Source organism: Pontibacter sp. E15-1, assembly GCF_022601975.1.
In the GTDB taxonomy this organism is placed as follows: Bacteria; Bacteroidota; Bacteroidia; order Cytophagales; family Hymenobacteraceae; genus Pontibacter.
This window is the reverse complement of the sequence record NZ_JAKVIR010000022.1, coordinates 80,877-105,420: the sequence shown is the minus strand read 5'-3', so window position 1 is coordinate 105,420 and position 24,544 is coordinate 80,877. Positions and strand designations below refer to the sequence as shown.

The window sequence follows — 24,544 nt, the reverse complement described above, 5'->3', positions numbered from 1 at the left end:
TACCTTAAAGGGCAAATTAGTATATATAGATCGAATTGAAAAATTTATTCCGTAAGAAAATCACTGCTACAGAAACTGCACTAACTTGCGTAGCGGCTTCAGGTAGCGGGTATAATAATAGGGCTTCAGTCCATTCACCTGCCAGGCCCTGCTGTCTTCCTTATTGGCTCGCCAGCGGTTGCGCAACGTCACGTTACTCTTCCCCCCTACCCGCATCCGGACAAGCACCTGCGGGAGATAGGCCGTGCTGATGCCTTCTTTAAAAAGATACCGCAGCATCAGCTCGTAATCTGCCGCGCTTTTGAAGGTGGTATTGTAAAGCCCCAACTGCTTGTAAACTTCCCGCTTTACGTAAAAAGTTGGATGAGGGGGCATCCAACCATATAAAAAATTGTTTTTTTTATATATACCTGATTTCCAGTTGCGGATTACCTTATTCGGGTCAGCCCGGTTCACATACACAAGATCAGCATATACACTGTCCGATTTTTGCTTGATAAATGCCTCAGCAACAGCCTGTATCGCCGATGTAGAGTTAAATATATCGTCGGAGTGCAGCAGCCCCACTACATCACCCGTGGCATGACTGATCCCTTTGTTGATGGCATCATACAGGCCGTTGTCTTTCTCAGAGATAAACGTAGTGATTTTGCTGCCGTAACTTTTCACGACCTCCACTGTGCCATCCGTGGATTTACCGTCGATCACGATGTATTCGATGTTCGGGTACGTTTGATTCAGCACAGAATCAATTGCGTCCGCGATGGTTTGTCGGTTGTTGTATACAATGGTGATGATAGAGACTTTCACTGGAGGATGTTTGAGTAAGCGAACGGTAAATTACAAAGAAAATCGGTTACAGGATGGTTCTCTTGCGCTTGGGTATGGCAGGGTTTCCCTGGTAGATGGTGTTTGGGTCGAGGTTTGAAGTGGCCACAGAACCTGCCGCCAACACACTATGGGCCCCGCAAACCACATTTGGGCAAACAATGGCCTTGGCACCTACCCAGGCTCCCTCCTCCAAAATTATTTTCCCCACGAGCAGATCAAACGTCTGCTTTTTATAATCGTGGCTTCCGGTAAGCAGCATGGCCCCCTGCGAAACAGAGGCATTATCCTGAATCTGCACCGTGGTCAGGTTGTCAATCCATACCTTCTCGCCTATCCACACATGGTTGCCAACCTCCAGCAGCCAGGGATATTTGATGTTCACGGCGGGCTTGATGACCACACCGTCCCCGATCTTGGCACCGAACAGACGCAGCAGCAGCACTTTCAAAGCGCTTACTGGATTTAATGGGTTAATGAAAAACAGGGCATTCACGAAAAACCAGAGCGTTCGTTTTACCACGCCTGCACCCGGGTTATACCAGTCGTTGTTGTACGTAGCAAGTGTGACTTTTTTGGATTGTTCTGCTATCATTGTTGTAAAAATAAACGGCGATTCTGCTGAATGATGTCATCCGTCACAACTCTTTGATTCATATAAATCTGAGTCTTCTGACTCATTTTAGCATATTCATTATCAGTCATTTTTATACAATGAGCCAAAACCTCTAAAAATCTTTGCTCGTCAGACAATGCAATGTCCCAACCCACTCCTTCAGTTTCTAAACTTTGCCAAGGCGTTTGGTCACTTAAGATTACGGGGCAGCCATTTGCCCATGCTTCCACCACCACATGACCGTAATTTTCGCTAAATGTGGGCAAGAAAAGAAAATGATATTGCTGCAGAAGTGCTGGTAGTTCAGGATTAGGTATCGCTCCCTCATACACCACTTGTATATGAGGCGGCAGCGCGGCTATGACCTCCTGACATTGCTGCCAATACCTCTCATCCTCCACAGGCCCGATGATATGAAACTTGAATGCATTGCAAACAGAAATTTTGGAGAGCAATATCAACGCATTCAGTAGGTTTTTCTTCTGCGATATGCGTGACAAAAAAAAGAAAGCCGTATTCTCAGGAGTTTTTACCCTTGTGGATGAAATTTTTCCTAAAGCCAACGAGGCGATGTTGGTCGCCACCTTTACGGCAGCATTCTTACCAAACATGGATCGTATTTCTGCAGCCTCCATCTCTGTGGACGCATGCCAGGTAACCTCTTTAAATAATCCCAATCCTTTGGCAACAGACAGGAAAATTTGCTTCTTCCTCTTTTTCAGTTGAAGAGCACCCTTTCCAAGCATCCCACGTGGCGCTACAACAATGTGAGAAGCGGTAGAACTGAATTTGAGTAAATATAGAGGCAGTAAGGTAAATTTAAATGAAAAAAGGCTATTGAAATAAATTAAATCATACCTCTTTTCTTGTAGTAGTTGCTTGATAAACCCAACCTTTTGATGTTCGGCATCCAAGTAGATCACCCTATAAACGCCTTTATTCTCCCATACATTCGGCCTAACCTGTGCATAAGGTGCTGCTTCTCCAAAGTCAGTGTCACTGGTCACAATATTAAATGACACCTCATGATTTAAGCTACCCACAATATTCGCCACAGATTTAATGGGGCCTCCAGCTTTATATCCGGGCAAATACCAGTCAATAAAAACTAATACTTCAGGCTTCAATCCCATGCTGTTCTAACCAATTTTCCAATACAATTAGGTACCACACCCGAGACCATGTTACGGAAGGGTCTCCTGCCAAAAAACGCTTCCAAAGACTTTGCAAAACAGCTGCATTAAGTACATCCCGCTTACCCAAGTTTTTGATTTTTTCATCTGCAAAATCGAATAGCTCATTTTTGAGCCAATCCTGGTAGGGCAGTATAAAACCCATTTTGGGTCTGTTAATAATATCCATAGGCAAAAGTTCTCCTAGAGCATCTGTCAATAGTTTCTTTGGTGAAGTAGGATATTTAAACTTATCCGGAACTCCCAAAACATATTCCACCAGCTCGTAATCCAGGAATGGAACTCGTACTTCCAAGGCATGTGCCATACTCATCTGGTCGGTATCACGGAGTAAAGTATTTTGCATATAGGTGCCTATTTCCGCTACCGACACTTGACTAAGCACAGGCAGCACATCCCTATTTTGTACCTGCATTGTCTGGCTGGATTCTATTATATGCTGTACACGGTTGCTTTCGAGAGCAGGCCGTTTCGACAACTGCGTCAAGTACTCGTCTGATAGCACCTGTCGTGTTATGGGAAACACATCACTCAATTGCCAAGAGGGAAGGTTAAGCAGTTCATTGATTTTATTTGATGCAATGGATGGCTTCAACACTTTGAGTGACCTACCCGCCAGTCGGCGAAGCGCAAGCGGTATTTTCGTGAGAGCCTGATACTGGTGCAGCGTCTTCATGCGCTTAAACACATCATATCCGGCAAACAGTTCGTCGCCCCCCAAACCGGACAGTGCCATAGTGATACCAGACTCTTTCGTTACTTTCGAAACGACATACGTATTAGGTCCGTCTCCGCTAGGGTGGTCCATGGCCTGCAACGCAGCCGGAATCAGATGCAGAAAATCATCCGGGGAAAGCTTGATTTCGGTATGATCGGTATTGAATTTTTTCGCGATTGCCGCCGCATACTTTGCTTCACTGTAGGCCTCTTCTTCAAACGTAACGGCAAACGTTTTCACTTGATGCGAGGATACCTGACTCATAAGGCCAACGACTGCACTGGAATCAATTCCACCAGATAGGAAAGCACCAAAAGGCACATCAGATACCAACCTACGTGATACTGCATTGCGCAACAGATCCTGTACCTCCTGCTTTACCTGCTCATAGGATTGCGTTTCGGCTCGCTTGCTGTAATTCTGCTCAGGAGACCAGTATTTATCCATTTTCACGTGTCCGTTCTGGATATGCAGGTAATGGCCCGGCATCAGCATCTTGACCCCCTGTACCATGGTATCTGGGGCATGTACTGCTTGATAGCGCAAGTAATCCGTCAAAGCGACTTTATTTAGCTTACGCGGCACCAGTCCGCTTGAAAGTAGTCCACGTACTTCGGAACAGAAAAGCAAGCGATATTCCTTTTGAAAATAATACAATGGCTTAATGCCAAGTCGGTCTCGGAATAGGAAAACTTCATTTTTAGCTTTATCCCATATAACGAAAGCGAACATGCCGTTGAAACGATGTACACACTCACGCCCCCATTTCTCCCAGGAAGCTAATATGACTTCCGTGTCTGTTTGGGTCTGGAAAGGGTAATCTAAAAGCTCCTGCTTCAGTTCTCTATAGTTGTATATTTCGCCATTGAACACCAGCACAAGGTTGTTATCAGCGCTCAGCATGGGCTGGTGACCGGCACAGGATAGATCTATAATAGAAAGCCTGCGTTGGCCTAAGGCAACACCCGGTACTACAAAGCTACCACAGTCATCAGGCCCCCTGTGTGCGATTGCCTCATTCATGGCGTCTAAAAATTTAGCTGCCTCGTCAGGTGAGGTGATTCCTATAATGCCACTAATGCCACACATATTATTTTAGTTTTAAATCAGAACGTAGGGGTATTATTCTTGTGCCGCAACATGCTGTGTTTTATATAACAAAATTTAAATAATTTAGCCACAAGTCATCCGTACCAAACGACCAGACCTCACAGCGTTTGCAAAACCTGTGAGTGTCTCGTAAATTCCAAAGCCCCTGGACACTTTGATATTTTTCAAGTTTATTCTGTTACTAACTATTTAATAATTACTATTCCTGCACCAGCCCCATCAATTTAGCTGCCCATATAGATGGCGTATTATGCAAAGCGAGCTCCACACTTTTGTCTCCCATATGAAGCAATTCATGATCCGAAAGACTATAGACTTTCCTTAGCACTTCCTTTAAACCACCTACATCCCCTGCCTCAAACGAGTAACCATTTCCCAGAATTTGCAAGAAAGCCGTTGCTGCACCAATCTTATCACTGCATAGTAAAGGATAACCAGCGGCGGCAAATTCATGTACCACTACTCCCCACGGCTCGAAGTGCGAAGGTAATACAAAAACGCCTGTCTGGCTAATGAACTCCAGCATTTGCTGGGGCTGCACAAAACCAAAATGTTTTAGCTTGGGGTGCTGAGCAGCATTTTCTTCCAGTGGTCCTGTACCTAAGCACCACAGTTCCCACTCATTCGGCTGTTCCTTTTGCAACTCTATAAATGCCTTCCAAAGATCCTGAATGCCCTTGTGAGGGATATACCGCCCAACATAAATAATCCTCTTCGGAAAGAGTTTTTCCTTAGCAGGTCTGGCTGCATGGTAAGCTGTTTGGAAACGGGCTACATCCGCGGAGTAGTAGCCTAGTAAAACATGATCCGTTTTAAAGCCGAGCTTCAACGCATACCGCTCCTGTGGAGAACCAGCAACAAACGCGTGGGTGAATAGCCGTTGAAGTGTAAACGGAGCCAAAAGGCGGGCAACCTGCTGTTTCATCGATCCCATCCAAGGGTTGTCTATTCCTACTACTACCGGAACCGTTTTTTTAAATGTACGCACTACCGCAAGGTAATCCTTGTCCATCCAACCAGTACAAAAAATAAGATCCGGTCCAAATTTCCGAGCTAAGGTTATTAGTTGTTGCCGGTTATAGTCCTGCTTCTCATGAACCTGCACGCCATCGGGAATTGAAAATTGAAAGGGCGCTTCTTTGTGGACAGGCCATCGTACCAAATGCACTTCCACCCGATGTTCCTGAACCAAAGCTTTTAAGCAGGAAAGAAAGTAATCAGCGATTTCGGAATAGAGAAAGAGTATTTTAAAATTCATAAAATAAGCCTAGCATTAATAATGCCCTAGGTTGTTGATGTTGTGATTTGTGAAGGTATTGGTGGTAAGATTTAAAACTTAAGATTAAGATTTTGCTCACTCCTATTTTTATCTTTCACGATAAAAATTAGTAATGTCAAAACCATCAACAGCTGTATAGTAAATGGATTTAATGAAGCCACTAACCAAGATTCCACCATATTGGATGCTATAATAGCAAAGGCAATAGGGAAAGCGAGATATGAGTTTTGAGCAGCTTTTAAAAACAATAGACCCCAACCAGCAATAAAAAGAATTAAACCTATAAAGCCTGTGTCTAACCAAACTGTTAGAAAAGCATTATGCGCATTTCCTTCATGGCCCAACATACTTAGTTCATAAAAATGCTGCCGATAAATCCATTCTGTATAACCAAAGCCTCTGCCTACCCAAAAATTCTTTTGTATCTGCTCCCAGGCGAAGTGGCGCGCTACCACTCTACCTCCACCTGCATCTAATGTATCAATTCTTAAATAGTCTTCAAACCCCAATGTATTCGCAATAGCCACAATGTCTATATCTATAGTTATAAGCAAGAGGCCTAAAGCAGTAGAGATGAGCACACCTACTGTTTTATTTTTTTTAGATAAAAATTGGGTTATAAGAAAAATCATAATAGAAATAGTTTGCCCTCTCGATCCACTCCAAAGCAAGGAAGAAAAAATCAGGATTAGGATGATTACGTTTTCTTTTTTAGAAAACAGCTTCGGGAAATAATGCCGGATAACAAAGTAAAGTAGGAAAAACAGGAAGCAAAACATACCAAGCCCATTTGGGTTACCCAAAGCACCAGACGAGCGCCCTCCTAAATTATACATCACCAGCATGGGGTTTGCCAGGTACATTAAATAACCTGCAATTAGAACGGCAACCCCCAAGTAAATAACAGCTTTTAAAAAATACGTTTTATAGGTTTGGTATAAGCTATAAAACAGGACAGGCACCAGTATGAACAGCAGGATGTAGGAAACCGTTTTCTGAATGGCAGTAAATGGCTCCGGGCTGAAGCTGATGCAAAAAAAGGCAAAGCTTATATAAAGTAAGAATGGTATATGAAATGATTTCGTAAAGTCAAGGGCTAACGTATACTTTTTAGCAAACAACAGAGGAAGCAAAAGTAGAAGCATTAAAACAGTTTTCAGATCCTGTGAAAACGATAAGGCGTAGAGCCGGCTGTCGGACAGTATAAGCGTAAAGAAGAAGGCAATAAATAAGTAAATGTGCCTGCCCTGGTTTTGCAGGTACAAGGCAAACAAAGCCAGAACAGGAATGGCTACTGCTCCTAATGTTATACCTGTAACCAGCCAAACAAGCAAAAGCAGGAATAGTTGTTTGTAACTGGCAGCTCCAAAAACAGTTTCCGTTGGAGCCAGTTTACTAATATGTTCCTGTTTTAGTAACAATAGTCTTAATTTCTTTAATGGTTGTTTTAATAATCGCTTCCCAAGTATATGAATCTTTTACTAGTTGTAAAGATGCCTCTTTCTTCTGATGTAATTCTTTTTCATCCAGGTGAATAGCATCAACTATAGCCTGCTTTAAGGCTTGCTTGTCTGCAACTGGGATAAGCCAACCGTTATCTACTGTCACAATCTTACTCACAGCCCCAACATTTGTCGCAATCACTGCCAAACCCGAAGCCATCGCTTCCAGTATAACCGTCGGCATCCCTTCTGAATAGCTGGGGCATATCAGTACATCACATGCCTGAAGGATTAACTTAATTTCCTTCTCGTTTTTGATCAAACCAAGATAATCGACCTCATCATACTTCAGTTGCTTTTCCGTAGGTATAGGCCCAATAAAGCTAAAATGAAAAGCATACTTTCCAGAAAGGCTTTCTATAACTTCCTGTAGTTCTTCAATCCCTTTGCGCCTTTCATATCTGCCTATAAACACAAATTTTCTAACGCTATGTGTTACTGCCTTATTACTTTGCTCTAACCAATGCGATTCAATGCCTATAGGTATCTCCAGAATCTTTTTAGAAGTTAACGCTTTCTGTATGGCCGTAAGTTTACCGCCAAGAGAGAAAACATAATCTGTATCCTTTAAAATAAATTGTACTGGCGCTCTTAACAGCAAATGTTGAAGCTTTACATTAAAACTAGGTGCCTGCTGAAACATCTCTACGCCATGGAAATTCACGCCAATAGGAGGTAAAGCTGCACCCTTTTTCTGTTCACTAATTGTTTTCCAAGCTGCAAAGCCTTGTGCATATATAAAATCTACAGGCTCATTCTCCTTTAGCTTTTTGTAAATATGTGCTGAATACAAAAAAGATTCTAAAACATAATGCCCCGGCAGTTTAGCTACAGAGGGGAAAGGGATATAATAAGGCTCTATAAAAGCAAGCTCCTCTTCTGTAAATTCTTTTAACTGTGGCGTAGCGGCTTCCTCATTACCGGTATGGTATAAATCAACATGCACGCCATTTCGCGCCAAGTACTTAGCCAGGTAGTAAGAATGCTTCTGCATCCCACCCAGCACATAAGGGTAAATTCCATCTGTCAATAATGCTATTCTCATACAAATCAGGAATTCATTTTTTGTATAAGTTGCTTATACTGTTCCAAGTTGGCTGGAGATTTTTTTAGGAAATACTGCTTAGCCAGTTCATTTAATCTGACACGTTCACTATAAGCCAAAGCTTTTAAATCCTCTGAATTGTTTCCAGTAGCAACCAACCCACTGCTGTTTTCTAATACGAACTGAGTATAGTCGCCCAAATATGGGGAAATTATAACTTTTAAACCTGACACTAGATACTCTGCAAACTTGGTCGGGGAAGCAACATTGTTGGTAACAGTATTTTCACGAATAAGGATGCCATAATCTGCAATAGCGAGATGTTTATTTACTTCGCCCGGTGAGACCCATTTGATACCAACCTGGTCAGGATAATGCTCCCGTAAGAATAAATTGTTTTCATCTGCCTTCGAAAGAAACAAAACTTTCATATAGGAAGCAGAATCAAGTATTGGTAGAAGGAAACTTTTCAATAAATCAAAAGACTGCCATCCCGCCGTTGACCCAGAATACACAAGAACAATATCTTTTTTGTTATAACCTAACTCTGTTTTTAAAACCGCAAGTTCATTCTCGCTATTTAACATCAAATTAAAATGAGAACTGAGAGTACAAGGAATAACGCCATGAGCTTTTAAAGTATAACTATATTGTTCATTCCAGTAAGATACAAGCTTTGAAGATACAGCAATTCGAAAGTCTGACAAAAGCACAGCGGCTTTCTCATACTTAGCAATTTCTTTTTTCAAACCCATTTCTTCTACAACCTTGTATTCATCCCATTCAGCGGCAATAGCTCCCCGACCGTCGTAACATACTTTTCTTATTAACCCTGTTTTCTTTAGAAAAAGGGCAATATTTGCTGCCAAAACATTCCTGCAAATAGCTATACGTTCGCCTGTGATCAGGCAAACCAACGCCAGCATATAGGAGTTAAGCCGCCAGTTCTTTAGCTTAGGAAACATTGGTAAAACAATTGCTCCGGGATAATCTAACTTTATTTTCGCCCTATTACGCTTATACCCTCTGATTGAAATAAATGCTACTAAACGCATTTTTACCTTCAGGTTATGGTTAAGGAAATGACAGACATCAATTACCTGCCCTTCATATACACCGGATGGCTGATCCCCTAATGTTATATATAGCATTAAATAATTTTATTAAGGGCTTCTACAATTCGCTCGGTTGCTTTGCCATCCCAAAGTGGCGGTACATTTCCTTTTTTATGATTCCCGGATCTGATATCATGGACAGCATCCATCACCTTGTTTACTTCAAAATTCAATAGAATATTACTGCCTATCTTAATTGTTGAAGGTCTTTCAGTATTTGCTCTTAGTGTAAGACAAGGCACCTGCTTATATGTCGTTTCTTCCTGAATACAGCCACTATCTGTAATTACAGCAAAGCAATTAGCAATAAGCTTCTGAAACGAAAAGTAATCCAAGGGCTCTGAAATGATGATTTTCGGGTTCGACTCGATGGTAGAGTATAGATCAGATTCTTTTAATTTTTTAACAGTTCTGGGATGAATCGGAAAAACAACTTTTAAATCAGCAGAAAGTTGTTTGAGCAGTTGTACCAATTTCATCAACCCGGCAAGCTCATCAACATTAGAAGGCCGGTGCATGGTCATCAGTACATATTCCTGAGGCAGAAGACCCAAATCTTCTAATACAGTAGCTTTGTCTATCTCATCTTCAAAAGCTACAAGCGTATCGATCATGGTGTTCCCAACAAAATGGATAGCTTCTTTAGGCTTACCTTCTTTCTTAAGATTTTTTATTACACTTTCTTCCGTTATAAAATATATATCAGATATTTCGTCTGTCAGGATACGGTTTATTTCTTCTGGCATCCCCCTATCAAAGCTGCGTAGACCACTTTCTATATGTGCTATTTTTACACCAAGTTTATTCCCTGTCAGGGCCGCTGCAAAAGTTGAGTTTACGTCTCCCACCACAAGCATCATTTCAGGTTTAAAATCAGTTATTATCTTCTCTAACCGGATCATGATTTCCCCCATTTGTATATTAGCCCTCGCAGCAGGAATATCTAAGAAAAAGTCTGGATAAATATTTAGTTGCTGAAAGAAAACATCGGCCATTTTATGGTCGAAATGCTGGCCTGTGTGGACAATTTTAATATTTATTCTATCAGTATATTTGGCCGCTACAACAGCTTTGAAACGAGTGATTTTAATAAAATTTGGCCTTGTGCCAACTACAATTAGAATGTTTTTTTGAATCATATATCTTTACTATTCAATTCGAATTAAAGCAATTTAGATACTTAGTAAAAAACTATAAGCTTTTAGATGTAATTGAACAATTAAATCAAGGTTCCAATTTGTTAAACCATACTTTAGGTTTTCCTCTCCAAGACCTTGTTGATCAGCAAGTAAACCTTGCTCAAGAGCGATTGAAACATCTTTATTATTAAAATTATTATAAACTGGATTACCAGAATTAATTAAAATTTCACCAATATTACCAGAGTTTGGACCAACTACTACTTTCCCATAGGTAAAGCCTAGTGCAAGATTTCCTGAATTTAAAGATTCTTTTCTGGGTATTAAAACTAGATTTGAAGCTTTAAACAATGATTGAAGCTCATTGCTATTAACTTTTTTATTATACAACATGTATTGATCTTTAGACAAAAAAGCAGTTTTTAAAAAATTAATAAGCTTCAAATCTATTCTTATTCTTTTGAATTGTTCTTGAGAAGGCCAGGCATTTGCAACAAGAAACTTATCTCTAATTTTTAAACTTTTAAATGACCTTAATACAATATTAAGTTCTTCTGAACTCCTCAATGAACCAAAAACTAATATTACTTTTTTATTTTGTGGTATGCTTAGTTTCCTTCTTGCTTCTTTCTGAGTAAAAGTATTTGGTAATTTAGAATATACTTGATGTGGAATGATATAGTGGATTTGTTTATTAGTAAAAGCTAATGCTTTATATCTTATTAAATATTCATGTTTACTAAAGTTGCCTAAATGTATTATAGCTCTAGCACTTGAATATACTATTTCATAAAGCTCTAGAAATTTTAGAGTTTTTTTGTAATGAGGATAATAGTTATGTCTAGTAACAATAATTTTTGATTTTGAATACCAATATTTTAATCGATGCTTAAGTAAAACTAATTGAGTTTTAGTAGGTTCTAACCAATTAAATAAGTTCTCAGGCCAATGAATATGAATGATATCATAATTATAACTACTATTCCAAAACTTATCTACTCCTGTATCACATTCAGCGTCTTTAGACAAAACATTGTAAATATCATCTATAAAAGTATTAGTCTCATTAAGTTCTGCAACTAATAATAGTTTCATTTGATAAAGTAAAAGTTGACATTGATAAATAAATCATTATTAAATTTTAATTGAAAAATCTATCTTTTATATAAAATTTAAAAGCCTCTTTAGATGTCATTAAATGTAATTCACTTAATGACGAACTATAAAAAATATTTCTTCTTTTATTCACTTTACTATGATAGCAAAGTTGAAACCATCGTTCACCAATTTGACTATTAAAAATATCAACTTTGTAGTTTTTTGCGCTCATATTAGCATCAACTATGTTCCGTAGATGGAATTCTAGCTCTTTTAAATCGTATTCATTGTTATTGAATTCATAATTTAATATCCTTTTATGGAGAATATTTTCCCTTTCAGAAAGTTGAAGCCCTAGCTTCGTAAGTTGTCTGATTCCAATTTCATTTGCTTTTTCATGCATCACTTTACTCATTGTTATTGTCGCATTTTGGCCATGTATGTTATAGTCAAGCAAAACATCAGATAAGTTCCTAACTTCAAACAAGTGAACAGCTCGCTCGAATAAATCGTAGTCTTCACCAGCAGAAAACCTATCGTCATATCTTAAGTTGTTTGCTTTTATATAATCCATTCGAAACATAGCAGTAGGGTTTATTATAGCATTACCCCAGAAAAGCCGACACTTTATACCTTCAAATGAAGTTACATAAGACCATATATACTTAAATTGCCCATTTACAATTCTTCTTGCACTAGTACCAACAATTCCCACAGACTTATTTTTGTCTAGAAAATCAACTTGAGTCCGCAATCTATTTGGATGTGAAATATCATCACAATCATTAATAGCTAAATACTCCCCGTTTGCTAATTCTAATCCTCTATTTCGGGTGAACGTTAACCCCTTATTTTCAAAATTTGAAAAGATTTTAATGCGATCATCATCAAATGTAGCTAAAACATCTAAAGTATTATCTGTAGAACCATCATTTACAACAATAATTTCAAAATCTTGGAAGGTTTGTTGTAAAACAGCTTCTAATGTTTTAGCTATAAACTTACCACCATTATATACAGGAATGAAGACTGATACTTTAGGCATTTTTGATAATACTATTTAAAACTTTGTTAATTTTTATTATAAAACGTGTCAAAGTATAACCATATTTCGACCATCTTTTTAAGATAGAATATTCTAAAGAATTGTTTCTTTCAATGAGAATTAAATAATATTTAATGGTTTCTTTTATCAATGCATCATTAAAATTTGCACTTTGCATCCAATAAGCAAATGTTAAAAGACATTCTATCTCATACTGAATATATGTTTGTTTATCATAATTATTCAAAACTTTTGGTAGTGAGCCCTCCCATTTTTTATTAAACGCTAATGATGCAAGGAACCATCCTTGAGAAAGAGTCCCTAGAGAAAAATGCTCAATTAAAATATCATATACTACAGCTACTTTCTTAAACTGTCCAACTTGTAATGAAATATCAATATCATAGCAGTGGAATCCAGGGCAGGTTAACTCGTCGAAAGAAATATTCGAAAAAAGATCTTTTCTTATACAAAACCACAGACCATCTAATGTTACAGCCTCATGTAAATTAATTTTTGGCTCTGGATTATTATAATCTATTGTTTTCCCTTCGCAAAATGTTTTTCTATAACCTCCATCTGGTATTTGTCTATCACCCCAACATTGAATGAGATTAATGAGATGATAATTAATCATTTGATTATTCCACCAAGGTGCAGGAACTTTGGGAAGAGCAGTGCAGCCAACTACCCCAATCATACCAACATCATCATCTTTAAAATGATTATGAACTTTTTGCCCCCAGTTTTTAGAATGAAACTTAACATCTTCGTGGCTAAAGCATATAATGTTTCCTTTACACTGATGAACTCCTAAATTATAAGCTTTAAAAATATCATATTCATTATTACTATTATCAATTACAATCAATTCATATTGAACTCCAATAGAATGTTCAATATCATTTTTAAGATTTTCTAATAAGACTTTACTTCTTGAACAGACAACTATTGAAATCATAATGAGTTAATTGTATTAATTAGCTTAGGTAACTGTATGACCTGTGAATGATTTTCAACAACTTTTTTCTTCGCTTTTATCCCAAGTTCTGTTCTTTCATTTGAACTATTATAAAGTTGTATAACTGCTTCCGCCATTGCTCTCACATCTAATTGAGGCACAATAATACCACAATCACTATCTACGAATTCAATGACTCCACCTGAATTATCAAAACATATGGTAGGTTTCTCAAATAGTGCTGCCTCTATAGCTGTTAGTCCAAAGGATTCACTTCTTGATGTAAACAGTAATAAGTCAATTTCATTAAAAAAAGCATATGGCTCGCTAACCTGCCCAATGAAACTTACATTTTCGTATAAATTATACATAGAAATCTTTTGTCCAATTGCTTGCATTACCTCTTTAGATGCATGATGACCTACCCAAAAAAATTTTATATCATTATATCCCTTTTGATTGATGACTATATTTGCAACTTCAATGAATAGATCATATCCTTTAAGATGAATTATTGAACCACAACCACCTACTACAAAAGTATTTATTGATTTATTTAAAGAGGGGCAATTTAATTTCTTTGTATCAATAAATATAGAATTAACATCTAACGAATTATATACAACTGATATTTTTTCTTTGCAGACACCATTTTCAGTCAAACAGGCAGCACTTGCCTTACTAACTGCTATAAAATGCTTAGCAATTTTATTAGTTTTTTCAACTATTATATTTCCACCATAATGATCAACAGTATTTTGGAGTTCATGAAAATGAACTATAATATTAAGTTTTAAAGGTTCAAGAAACTCTAGAACATTCAGATTTACAATTGTATTAGAATAAACTAAATCAAATTTCTCTTCTATTATTAGCTTTAACATAGCTTTCTTATAGAATTTTAGTTTAATTCTGTTAATAATAAAGGAGAAAATATTTTTTTTTATATAAAATTTCTCTGGTAGAAACTCAATTACTTTAATATACTTTTTAAATTCATCTTTTAAAGGACCTGAGTTTCTCAATAGCAATACTCCATCAAAAGAGGGATCCGACAACTTTAGAAATTTTATAAAACGGAGAAGAGCAATCGGAGCACCAGTTCTACTACAATTATGAGTAATGAAGAGAACTTTTTTATTTAGCATCTTTTTTTAAAGTATCAATCACGGATGAATAATGTATTTTACATAATGTATTTTTCGGTTCTAAAAACAAATCATTAGAAACAAGTTTCAAAATTCTTACTATTAATGTATAAAGCCTTCTAAATCGAACATCTAAATAAAAATAACTTATTAATATAAATAATGAACCTGACATCAATTGTACAAAGTCTATAATATTTAATTTAAATGCCTTTCCCCAAAAATTTAAAGTATTAGAAAATGAAGCTCTATTATTGATGGTTTTATTCCATCTTATTCTTTGTACCAAATGTAATATTTGATGACTAATTAATCTTTTTCTTTTTTTATTAACTTTTTGAGATAAAATTAATAAATTGTAAATGTTGAATATTAAATTTATACGGTGGAAGAGTTGAAGTAATGTAAACGCTTTTTTACCTGGATGGGAAGATGTAATCTGTCTATAATAAGAATCACATTGTAGATCAAAATAAATATATTTGTAATCATAAATTAGTGCTCTAATATGTAGATCATAGTCTTGCTGTGAAGGAAGTGTCTCAATGAATCCACCAAGATTAAGCAATGTTTCCTTACGCCAAATTGGCCCTGTGATAAGCCATACTTGATCACGACTTAAAAATCTATCTAAGTCATCCTCCTCAGAGTTTATATTAGATATTATATCTAAATCACCAATTTCTTTATTAAAAAGCATCATTGGGTATATCCAATAATCATAGTCAGGGTATAAAAGAATATTTTTTACCCTTTTTTGTAAACAGTAATGAGCTAATAGATCATCAGAGTCTAAAAATACAATGAATTCCCCTTTAGCTAATTTTAAACCATGATTTCTACAAGCACAAGCACCTTTTCTTAAGCCGCTTGGCCTTTTATATAATTTTATTCTATTATCGACGCTAGAGAGAGACTCTACAATATTGTATGAATTATCTTCTGAGTGATCATCTATGACAACTACTTCCCAGTTGCAATAAGTCTGATCTATTATTGATTTTATTGTCGCTAAAATATATTGCTCTCTGTTATATAGAGGAATAATAATGCTAACTAATGGATTGTACATGTAATTTTGCTGAAGTTATTTGCAACGTTTACTGATTCCTTATGCTATTGCCAAATCCCTTTCATATAAATAAAGAAAATTGGTTTTATACTGGGAGCAAAATAAAAGTTGTTTAATAATTATATAAAGAGCTTTAATCTACAAGCATTAACCACCAATTTACTATCCTCAGATTTGAGACCGAATTAATATTAAACAGTAATTAAACTCTCTATTGTTATAATTAATAATTAAGACTCAAAAACAGGTTTAGGGCTGAGCACTTATTTTAGAAATCTATGCATAGCTTTTGCTTTAAGTTCTGAGGCTGAAAATTGCTGATAATAATATAAATATCTGATTTTCAATTTAAGTACAAGGATTCGTAGTTTAACTTCTATTTTCTTAGTAGAAATATTTTCTAATTTTAACTTTTCTTTATAAAAATAAAGTAACGTATTAGAAAATAAGTATCTATATTTTTTATCAAAATAGCATATATATTTGTCATATTGGTATATTTTTCTGTGAAGTCTAAACAAATCAAGATCTATTCTCTGACTTATGCCCCTTTCATGTTTAATATGCGTGCACCAAATTTCGTCATGGAACTTTATCAGCCCAAATTGTGATACAAGTAGCTGCAAAGTATAATCTCCACTATAAACCTTGTTAAACCACTCGGGCCATTTCCTAATAAGGTTATTCTTAAAAACTATAGATGCAGTTGGCATAAACCATTTTTCTACAACATTTTTGTGAGTAAATGTTGTTTTACATCTAAGCTCCTCAAACCTTTCCTTAAAAGTTTCAGTAAACTGATTCTTATTCTGATGTATAACTAAAGCATCATGGAAGCTCAATACATACTCTGGATTGGCCTCTAAAAAATCAATCTGACATTGAAGTTTGGTTGGATTATTCCAATAGTCATCACCTTCGCATAAAGCTATATATTTACCTCCACAAGCTTTTAAATTTTCAATAAAATTAGGCATTACACCTAAATTAGTATCCGGTAATCTGAGCTTAATAATTTGAGGATATCTATTTTGATAATCAATGCATATTGCTCTTGTGCTGTCAGTACTACAATCATCTCCAATTATCAACTCTACAGGAAATTGTGTCTTTTGCTTAAGCACACCCTCTATAGCTTGTGTAATAAACTTTTCATGATTATAAGTAATCATGCAAACGCTTACAACAGGCCTTGTTACTATAGCTGATTTCATATTAAGATATTAAAAGGAAGTAGCGGGGATGCCCTTAACTCTAGTGTTATTAGGAATAGATTTTGTAACAACTGCACCAGCTCCTATTATTACATTTTTTCCTATCTTAATTTTAGGTAGAAGAATTGCTCCTGATCCTATTATAGAAAAATCATCAATAGTAACACCACCGGTTACGACTGTACCTGGGGAAACTTCCACAAACTTTCCGATTCTAACATCATGATGAACTAAAACTCCTGCATTTATTAAAGTACCCTCTCCTATTATAACATTATTACTAATTGTAACATTAGCCATTATATTTACACCTGGCTCTATTGTAACTTCATGCTTACCAATTAGTGCTCTTCTTGATATCAAAGACTGTAAAATGCCTCCTTCAGTAGTAAATTTGTTACACATGAGTTGCCGAATGAAAGGATTTCCAACACCAATAATGAAATCTGGATCATGTTTTAAAACTTCAGTAACATCCTCAAAAGTTTTAAGAATAGTATAAATTCCATACAACTCAGAAGGTAAGTCTTCAGATACATCATCATAAAAATACAATCTATTAGAAAACCCGTTGTCTTCTAGTACACAAAGAACATCCTTTGCATGGCCTTTTGCACCGATTATAACCATTTACTAATAATTTTGAGATCTCAATAATGCCCTACAAATCATATCAATTTCTTCAAGAGACAAATCATGGTATAAAGGCAGGCAAAGTACTCTTTTGGAATGATCGCTAGAGATTGATACCTTTTGCTGGGGCACATAATTTAATGTTTCTAAAGAAGGATAGAAGTATCTTCTGGGGTATACATATACTCCATGCAATGCTTCAACAGCTTTTACAAGTGCCTGCTCACTTTCAAAAATTATTGGATAATACGAATAGTTATACTCTATGTGTAGTTTGATTACAGGCTTTGATACTTTTAAAGATAGTAGCTTCGTATTATATCTTTCTGATTGCTCTTTTCTCCGTAAAAGAATTTCCGAAACATATTTAAGATTACAAAGCCCCATAGCTGCATGGAACTCACTATTTTTTCCGTTAATCCCTAATCCATAAAAATGTTCAGGACCATCATAACCAAAGTTTCGCATATGAGCAATTTCTTTGGCTACAGAAGCATCATGTGTTATAATAGCTCCTCCTTCAGTAGTATGGAATAACTTGGTTGCATGGAAACTTAACGTGTTTAAATCACCGTAAGAAAAAACTGATTTAGACTTATAATTAGTACCGAAAGCATGAGCGCCATCATAAATAACTTTTAAGTTATACTTATCTGCTATAACTTGGATAGCATCAACATCGCAGGGGTTACCATATACATGAGTAGCTAGAATTGCAGTAGTATTAGAAGTAATTGCTGCCTCTATTAAAGCAGGATCAATATTTAATGTAGCAGGATCAATATCAACGAATACAGGTATGCATCCTTCCCAGACTATACTACTGGTTGTTGCAACAAAAGAGAATGGCGTGGTAATGATTTCTCCTTTTAGGCCCAGTACTTTTATGGCAAGCTGCAAGGCAATTGTACCATTACTTACAAAAAAAAGGTGAGGTACATCAAGGTAATCTTTTAATCTCAGTTCAAGTTCATTTACTAGCGGTCCGTTATTTGTTAACCACTCTCTTTTCCAAATTCCTTTTATGTAATATTCATACTCTTCCAACGGAGGAAGAAAAGGTTTTGTAACATTTATCATTGAATCAGCTCTTTTAATAAATTATTTCTTCTTTCTAGTTGTGCTTCTTTAGAGTAAAGTTTTAATGTTTTTAGTCTACCTCTTTCTGCCAGTTCAATCATTTTATGGTAGTTAGTTATCAAATCCTTAACTGCAAGTAATATATCAGATGCGTTAGGTTTGATAATTATTATTTCTTCATTGGGTATATATCCATCATTTTGATTAAGTTCATCGCTGGCTAATACTGCAACTCCATTTAATGATGCTTCAACACAACAGCCTAAGGGGAATCCATCAAATGCCCCATTACTAAGTTTGAAAGGGACATTAGGAGATATTATTAAATCAATTTTGGAGAAAAAATGATTTAAAAAATCTGAATCTCTGTAACCATAAAATGTAATATTATCTCCTAAATCAGAAACTTCTATTACTTTATGATCAAAACCTCCCACTATATGAAATCGAATGAATTCGTATTCTTTGTTGAGTTCTTTTGCTACAGCTATAAAAGTATCATAACCTTTATCAATACCTTGAGGGGTATATCTTCCAGCCATAAAGCATATATCAAATGTATCTTTATTAACCTTCCACTTTTTATAATCGATTTTGGCATTATCAATTGTTGTATTACTCACAACACCAAATATATATTCTATCAAATGTTCAGGACAGTTGTGGTTATCAATTAAATAATCATAAGTGATGTTTTGCGTAGCAATAATTTTTTTCAGATTTGGAGAATTTAGAATTCTAGTTAATTTTTTATCTGAAGTTTCATCATTTAACCTAAACCCACCTCCAGGATAAAGAGTAAAAATAAATGGAATTTTGTGTTTATCAACGAAATCTATAATTCCATAAATATTATTAAGAAAAATACAGTAAATCAATTTCGCATTAAAGTTTACAAGACCTTTATGCTCTATGATTTTAAAACTTTTATTCGAAGGATTTTCTAGCTTAAAATCTTTTATAACTTGTGCAATTGTTTTATTAGCATTAAGAACTGTTAATGCTGTTCCGGTGGATACTACCTTTGTTTTTTTAAATCCTTCTAAATAATTATTAAACTCAATATATCTGAAAAGAGACTTTTCATAAGGGAAAATATCGTCAAAAATGAGAAGATCATATTGTTTTATACCAATATAAGGTTTAATAAAAGTAGTCTTAATAAATTTAGAAATTAGTAACAAAACGTAATGATAAACTTTACTTAAAAGTTTATTTTTTTTGTATTCCAACATAAATTAGGTCTAATTAAACCACTCCAATGACCAAAATAATTACCCCTATTTTTACCATCATCTATATAGGTGATAGATAATATTTTATCTAACTGGGTAATTATTCGATTTTGGTTATTAACAAGTAAAATACTTAAGTAAAATGTACCTTCATTAAATAAGCTAGAAGGAATTATACATATTGCTTCGTAAATTCCTCTGTCTAATGGCACTCTGTACAATGGATCATTAATCGAAGGAGATGAAAGTATATACTCTTCTCCTTTTCCATAAAGCGATAAGGAAAAATTTATTTTTAGGCCCGGTTCATTAATTCTAAATTTTATACTTATAAAGATTTTTTCATCTAGATAAAATTGCTCTTTACGTTGGAAATTTTCGTCTACTATAGATACTGAAGTTAATTCTATTTGAGAATTGCCTGGACCACTGCCCTGTTGCCATTCTTTAAATGTTTTATCAACATTTCCATTATCGTCAATATAATGGTTTATCATTTTATTGATTTCACCAAAATTATCAACAGTACCATTTTTTAAAATTAAACCATTTGTGCATAAAGCCTGTACAGCTGCCATATTATGGCTTACGAACAGAACTGTCCTACCATCACCTCTGCTTACATCCTGCATTTTTCCAATTGCCTTTTTCTGAAATTCTGCATCTCCAACTGCTAAAACCTCATCCACTATCAATATTTCGGGTTCCAAGTGTGCAGCAACAGCAAAGGCAAGCCGTACACGCATACCAGAAGAATAGCGCTTAACAGGCGTGTCGATATACCGTTCAGTACCTGAGAAAGCAACAATCTCATCGAACTTAGAACGTATCTCAGCTTTACTCATGCCCATGATGGCTCCATTCAGGAAAACATTTTCGCGGCCAGTAAGCTCCTCATGGAATCCTGTGCCTACTTCTAAAAGCGAAGCAATACGGCCTTTTGCTTTTATAGTACCAGTTGTTGGGGCAGTTACTCTTGAAAGTAGTTTAAGGAGTGTCGATTTACCTGCTCCATTTTTACCGATAATACCCAGCACTTCGCCTTGTTTAACTTCAAAGTTTATATCCTGAAGTGCCCATGCGTACTCACTTGTTGCTTTAGTAGTTCTATCGTTTACCTCACCAATCTTAAGGTATGGATCTTCTTTCCCTCGCACCTTATTCCACCAGCGGTTTAAGTCATGCGAGATTGTACCCGTACCTAATTCACCTAATCGATATTGCTTAGATAAATTCTCTACTCTAATAACAGTATTGCTCATTATATTAAACCGTATCCATGAAAGATTTTTCTACTTTATTAAAAGTAATTACCCCCAGGATAAAAATGACAAGAGTAAATAAAGTAGAATAAATTAAGTAGTTCCAGTTAAGAGTGCCGGAACCTAAAAATGCAAAACGAAAAGCTTCGATAATACCTGACATCGGATTAGCTGCAATATAAATCTTATACTTTTCCGGCAAGGTAGAAAGGGGATAGATAACAGGGGAAGCATACATAGCTAATTGCACACCAAAACCTACCAAAAACTTTAGATCGCGGTATTTGGTCGTCATAGCAGATATTAACATCCCGAAACCGAGCCCAAGGCCTGCCATTAATAAAACTAAAAATGGAACCAATAAAAGATAAATATTCGGCTGTACATCTGCTCCTCTTATTATATAATAGCCAAGAAGTACAAGGAACAGAATTAATTGCACCCCAAATTTCAAGAGATTGGACACAATGATTGAAAGAGGCATAATGAGCCGGGGAAAGTATACTTTACCGAAAATATTGGCATTCTGGATAAATGTGGTTGAAGTAGTATTGAGGCACTCAGCAAAATAATTCCAGCCTACAATACCTGCCATATAAAACAACAAAGGAGGAACGCCATTGGTTGACATGCCAGCAATTTTACCAAATACAATCGTAAATGTAATGGTAGTAAAGAGCGGCTGCAGGAAAAACCAGATAGGCCCTAGTATGGTTTGTTTGTAAACAGCTACAAAGTCGCGCCGCACAAACATCTGAAGCAGATCTCGGTAACGCCAAACTTCCTTTAATTGTAAATCGAACAGACCGGAACTAGGCTTAATAACCATCGTCCAATCCTCATCCTGTTCTTTCATTATAATGGTAAGTTAATTTATAATTTATTGGGAGATAAAATTTCAATCACCCCAGCCCCTCCTTATCTTTAAAGAAGGGCCCCACCCCCAAGTGGGGATTTTTTCATCTCCTACATTTAATAATATAAGGAGTAATGATTATGCTATTTTACTCGTGGTAATTAAGCACTTTATGCCCACCTTGTTTCAGGTAGGTATCGCGCTTGAACAATTCCAGATCCGAAGTCATCATATCCTTCACTAAGGCAGCCAGATCATACTTTGGAATCCAGCCAAGCTTTGTATTCGATTTGGTAGCATCACCGATAAGCAACTCAACCTCTGTCGGTCGGAAATAGTTCGGATCCACGCTTACCACCTCCCTGCCCACCTCGAGCTGGTACTCCGGGTTTTTGCAGGCTGCAATGTATCCCTTCTCCTCTACGCCTTCGCCTTTGAACTCCAGTTCAAAGCCAACTTCCGCAAAAGCCATTTTAATGAAATCACGTACGGTGGTGGTCACGCCCGTTGCGATCACGAAGTCCTCCGGCGTGTCCTGCTGCAGGATGCGCCACATGGCCTCCACGTAGTCCTTGGCATGGCCCCAGTCGCGCTTGGAGTCCAGGTTGCCCAAATAGAGTTTGTCCTGCAGGCCCATGGCGATACGCGCCGCGGCCCTGGTGATCTTGCGCGTCACAAACGTCTCGCCCCGCAGCGGCGACTCGTGGTTGAAGAGGATGCCGTTGGTGGCGAACATGCCGTAGGCCTCGCGGTAGTTGACCGTGATCCAGTAAGCGTAAAGCTTTGCCACCGCGTAAGGTGAGCGCGGGTAGAAAGGCGTCGTCTCCGACTGCGGCACCTCCTGCACCAAACCATACAGTTCAGAAGTTGATGCCTGGTAGACCCTTGTTTTCTCCACCAGGCCCAGAATACGGATTGCCTCGAGTATGCGCAGCGTGCCGATGCCGTCGGCGTTGGCCGTGTACTCGGGCGTGTCGAAGCTCACCTTCACGTGACTCATGGCTGCCAGGTTGTAGATCTCGTCAGGCTGCGTCTCCTGGATGATGCGGATGATGTTGGTCGAGTCCGTCAGGTCGCCGTAGTGCATCTTGAAGCGCACGTCACTCTCGTGCGGGTCCTGGTAGAGATGGTCCACCCGGTCGGTGTTGAACATGGAGCTGCGGCGCTTGAGGCCGTGCACCATGTATCCTTTTTCCAATAGGAGCTCGGCCAGGTACGCCCCGTCCTGCCCTGTGATGCCTGTGATAAGGGCTACTTTCATGTGAGTTCTGAGTTATGAGTTACGAGTTCCGGTTTTTTTCCCCGAAACGCTATGTTATATGTCTTGTGTTGAATGCGATTATCTTTCGGCGACGGCCTCCTGCGAGAGGAAGTCGGCGTAGGCTAGAGCAATGCCCTCTTTCAGTTCGGTGGTATGGTGCCAGCCCAGGTTGTGCAGTTTTGTCACGTCCATGAGCTTGCGGGGGGTGCCGTCTGGCTTGGTGGTGTCGAGGCGAAGCTCGCCTGTGTAGCCCACTGTCACCTTCACCAGCTCGGCCAGCTCTTTAATGGACAAATCCTCGCCGGTGCCCACGTTCACCAGCTCGCGGCCCGAGTAGGTCTGCATCAAAAAGAGGCAGGCTTGGGCCAGGTCGTCGGCGAAGAGGAACTCGCGCAGCGGGCTGCCCGTGCCCCAGATCGTGACCGCCTCCGCCCCGCTCTCCTTCGCCTCGTAGAAGCGGCGGATGAGGGCCGGCAGCACGTGCGAGTTCTGCGGGTGGTAGTTGTCGTTGTAGCCGTAGAGGTTAGTGGGCATGGCGCTGATGAAGTCGCAGCCGTACTGGTCGCGGTAGGCCTCGCAGAGCTTGATGCCCGCGATCTTGGCGATGGCGTAAGGCTCGTTGGTCGGCTCCAGCTCCCCGGTCAAAAGGTACTCCTCCTTCAGCGGCTGCGGCGCGAGCTTGGGGTAGATGCAGGAAGAACCCAGGAACAGGAGCTTCTTCACGCCCGTCTCGTAGGCAGCGTGGATGATGTTGGCCTCGATCATGAGGTTGTCGTAGAGGAAGTCGGCGCGGTAGGTGTTATTGGCAACGATGCCCCCAACCTTGGCCGCCGCCAGGAAAACAAACTCCGGTTTCTCCTCCGAGAAGAGGGCCTTCACTGCCGCCTGGTCCCGCAGGTCCAGCTCTGCTGAGCGCCGCACGATGATGTTGGTATAGCCTTCCGCCTCCAGCGCCCGCACGATGGCCGAGCCCACCATGCCCCGGTGGCCCGCCACGTATACCTTCGAATCTTTTTGCATCTTCATATAAAGATTTTCACGACAAGCTTATTTATTAAATAATTATAAAACGAGCTCTTTGAAAATTAAACAACGAACTATAGTTCCGATGGAATAATTTAAAGTCTATTTTCT

22 protein-coding genes are annotated in these 24,544 nt (G+C 37.9%); all 22 read right to left on the bottom strand.

Going from position 1 to position 24,544, the window contains the following annotated elements; all coding sequences use genetic code 11:
* Positions 1–66: 66 nt before the first annotated feature.
* Positions 67–810 (bottom strand): glycosyltransferase family 2 protein, encoded by a 744-nt coding sequence (locus MKJ04_RS15970; RefSeq protein ID WP_241642654.1) that lies wholly within the window; start codon positions 808–810, stop codon positions 67–69.
* 46 nt (positions 811–856) lie between these two features.
* Positions 857–1,423: a WcaF family extracellular polysaccharide biosynthesis acetyltransferase gene (locus MKJ04_RS15965; protein WP_241642653.1), complete on the bottom strand. Its 567-nt coding sequence runs from the start codon at positions 1,421–1,423 to the stop codon at positions 857–859.
* Positions 1,420–2,577 carry a glycosyltransferase gene (locus MKJ04_RS15960; protein WP_241642652.1) on the bottom strand — a complete coding sequence of 386 codons (1,158 nt, stop codon included), beginning with the start codon at positions 2,575–2,577 and terminating at the stop codon, positions 1,420–1,422. Before MKJ04_RS15960 ends, MKJ04_RS15965 begins: the two co-directional genes overlap by 4 nt.
* The gene (gene asnB / locus MKJ04_RS15955; RefSeq protein WP_241642651.1) at positions 2,561–4,444 is read right to left on the bottom strand and encodes an asparagine synthase (glutamine-hydrolyzing); all 1,884 of its coding nucleotides are present in this window, start codon (positions 4,442–4,444) and stop codon (positions 2,561–2,563) included. The genes MKJ04_RS15960 and asnB overlap by 17 nt, the downstream gene beginning before the upstream one ends.
* 220 nt (positions 4,445–4,664) lie before the next feature.
* Positions 4,665–5,723: a glycosyltransferase family 4 protein gene (locus MKJ04_RS15950; protein WP_241642650.1), complete on the bottom strand. Its 1,059-nt coding sequence runs from the start codon at positions 5,721–5,723 to the stop codon at positions 4,665–4,667.
* Between the two features lie 71 nt (positions 5,724–5,794).
* Complete coding sequence (locus MKJ04_RS15945) at positions 5,795–7,165, bottom strand: O-antigen ligase family protein (protein ID WP_241642649.1); 1,371 nt, start codon at positions 7,163–7,165, stop codon at positions 5,795–5,797.
* On the bottom strand, positions 7,140–8,291 hold the full coding sequence (locus MKJ04_RS15940) for a glycosyltransferase family 4 protein (protein WP_241642648.1): 1,152 nt from the start codon (positions 8,289–8,291) through the stop codon (positions 7,140–7,142). Before MKJ04_RS15940 ends, MKJ04_RS15945 begins: the two co-directional genes overlap by 26 nt.
* Positions 8,292–8,296: 5 nt before the next feature.
* Positions 8,297–9,442 (bottom strand): hypothetical protein, encoded by a 1,146-nt coding sequence (locus tag MKJ04_RS15935; protein ID WP_241642647.1) that lies wholly within the window; start codon positions 9,440–9,442, stop codon positions 8,297–8,299.
* Complete coding sequence (wecB, locus tag MKJ04_RS15930) at positions 9,442–10,545, bottom strand: non-hydrolyzing UDP-N-acetylglucosamine 2-epimerase (RefSeq protein WP_241642646.1); 1,104 nt, start codon at positions 10,543–10,545, stop codon at positions 9,442–9,444. The genes MKJ04_RS15935 and wecB overlap by 1 nt, the downstream gene beginning before the upstream one ends.
* Before the next feature lie 33 nt (positions 10,546–10,578).
* Positions 10,579–11,640 (bottom strand): hypothetical protein, encoded by a 1,062-nt coding sequence (locus MKJ04_RS15925; protein ID WP_241642645.1) that lies wholly within the window; start codon positions 11,638–11,640, stop codon positions 10,579–10,581.
* Positions 11,641–11,686: 46 nt separating this feature from the next.
* Positions 11,687–12,688, bottom strand: a complete 1,002-nt coding sequence (locus tag MKJ04_RS15920; protein WP_241642644.1) for a glycosyltransferase family 2 protein — start codon at positions 12,686–12,688, stop codon at positions 11,687–11,689.
* The gene (locus tag MKJ04_RS15915) at positions 12,681–13,649 is read right to left on the bottom strand and encodes a glycosyltransferase (protein WP_241642643.1); all 969 of its coding nucleotides are present in this window, start codon (positions 13,647–13,649) and stop codon (positions 12,681–12,683) included. The genes MKJ04_RS15920 and MKJ04_RS15915 overlap by 8 nt, the downstream gene beginning before the upstream one ends.
* Positions 13,646–14,797: a glycosyltransferase family 4 protein gene (locus MKJ04_RS15910; RefSeq protein WP_241642642.1), complete on the bottom strand. Its 1,152-nt coding sequence runs from the start codon at positions 14,795–14,797 to the stop codon at positions 13,646–13,648. The genes MKJ04_RS15915 and MKJ04_RS15910 overlap by 4 nt, the downstream gene beginning before the upstream one ends.
* Entirely contained in the window at positions 14,787–15,869 is a 1,083-nt protein-coding gene (locus tag MKJ04_RS15905; protein WP_241642641.1) for a glycosyltransferase family 2 protein, read from the bottom strand. The genes MKJ04_RS15910 and MKJ04_RS15905 overlap by 11 nt, the downstream gene beginning before the upstream one ends.
* A gap of 263 nt (positions 15,870–16,132) precedes the next feature.
* On the bottom strand, positions 16,133–17,083 hold the full coding sequence (locus MKJ04_RS15900; RefSeq protein ID WP_241642640.1) for a glycosyltransferase: 951 nt from the start codon (positions 17,081–17,083) through the stop codon (positions 16,133–16,135).
* 9 nt (positions 17,084–17,092) lie between these two features.
* Complete coding sequence (locus MKJ04_RS15895; RefSeq protein WP_241642639.1) at positions 17,093–17,713, bottom strand: NeuD/PglB/VioB family sugar acetyltransferase; 621 nt, start codon at positions 17,711–17,713, stop codon at positions 17,093–17,095.
* A gap of 3 nt (positions 17,714–17,716) precedes the next feature.
* The gene (locus MKJ04_RS15890) at positions 17,717–18,796 is read right to left on the bottom strand and encodes a DegT/DnrJ/EryC1/StrS family aminotransferase (RefSeq protein ID WP_241642638.1); all 1,080 of its coding nucleotides are present in this window, start codon (positions 18,794–18,796) and stop codon (positions 17,717–17,719) included.
* Entirely contained in the window at positions 18,793–20,031 is a 1,239-nt protein-coding gene (locus MKJ04_RS15885) for a glycosyltransferase family 4 protein (RefSeq protein WP_241642637.1), read from the bottom strand. Before MKJ04_RS15885 ends, MKJ04_RS15890 begins: the two co-directional genes overlap by 4 nt.
* A complete protein-coding gene (locus MKJ04_RS15880; protein ID WP_241642636.1) occupies positions 20,001–21,293 on the bottom strand; it encodes an ABC transporter ATP-binding protein in 1,293 nt (430 codons plus the stop codon). Before MKJ04_RS15880 ends, MKJ04_RS15885 begins: the two co-directional genes overlap by 31 nt.
* Positions 21,294–21,297: 4 nt before the next feature.
* Positions 21,298–22,149, bottom strand: a complete 852-nt coding sequence (locus MKJ04_RS15875; RefSeq protein ID WP_241642635.1) for an ABC transporter permease — start codon at positions 22,147–22,149, stop codon at positions 21,298–21,300.
* A 148-nt stretch (positions 22,150–22,297) separates the two neighbouring features.
* Positions 22,298–23,410 carry a GDP-mannose 4,6-dehydratase gene (gene gmd / locus MKJ04_RS15870; RefSeq protein ID WP_241642634.1) on the bottom strand — a complete coding sequence of 371 codons (1,113 nt, stop codon included), beginning with the start codon at positions 23,408–23,410 and terminating at the stop codon, positions 22,298–22,300.
* A gap of 78 nt (positions 23,411–23,488) precedes the next feature.
* On the bottom strand, positions 23,489–24,430 hold the full coding sequence (locus tag MKJ04_RS15865; protein ID WP_241642633.1) for a GDP-L-fucose synthase family protein: 942 nt from the start codon (positions 24,428–24,430) through the stop codon (positions 23,489–23,491).
* Positions 24,431–24,544 lie beyond the last annotated feature (114 nt).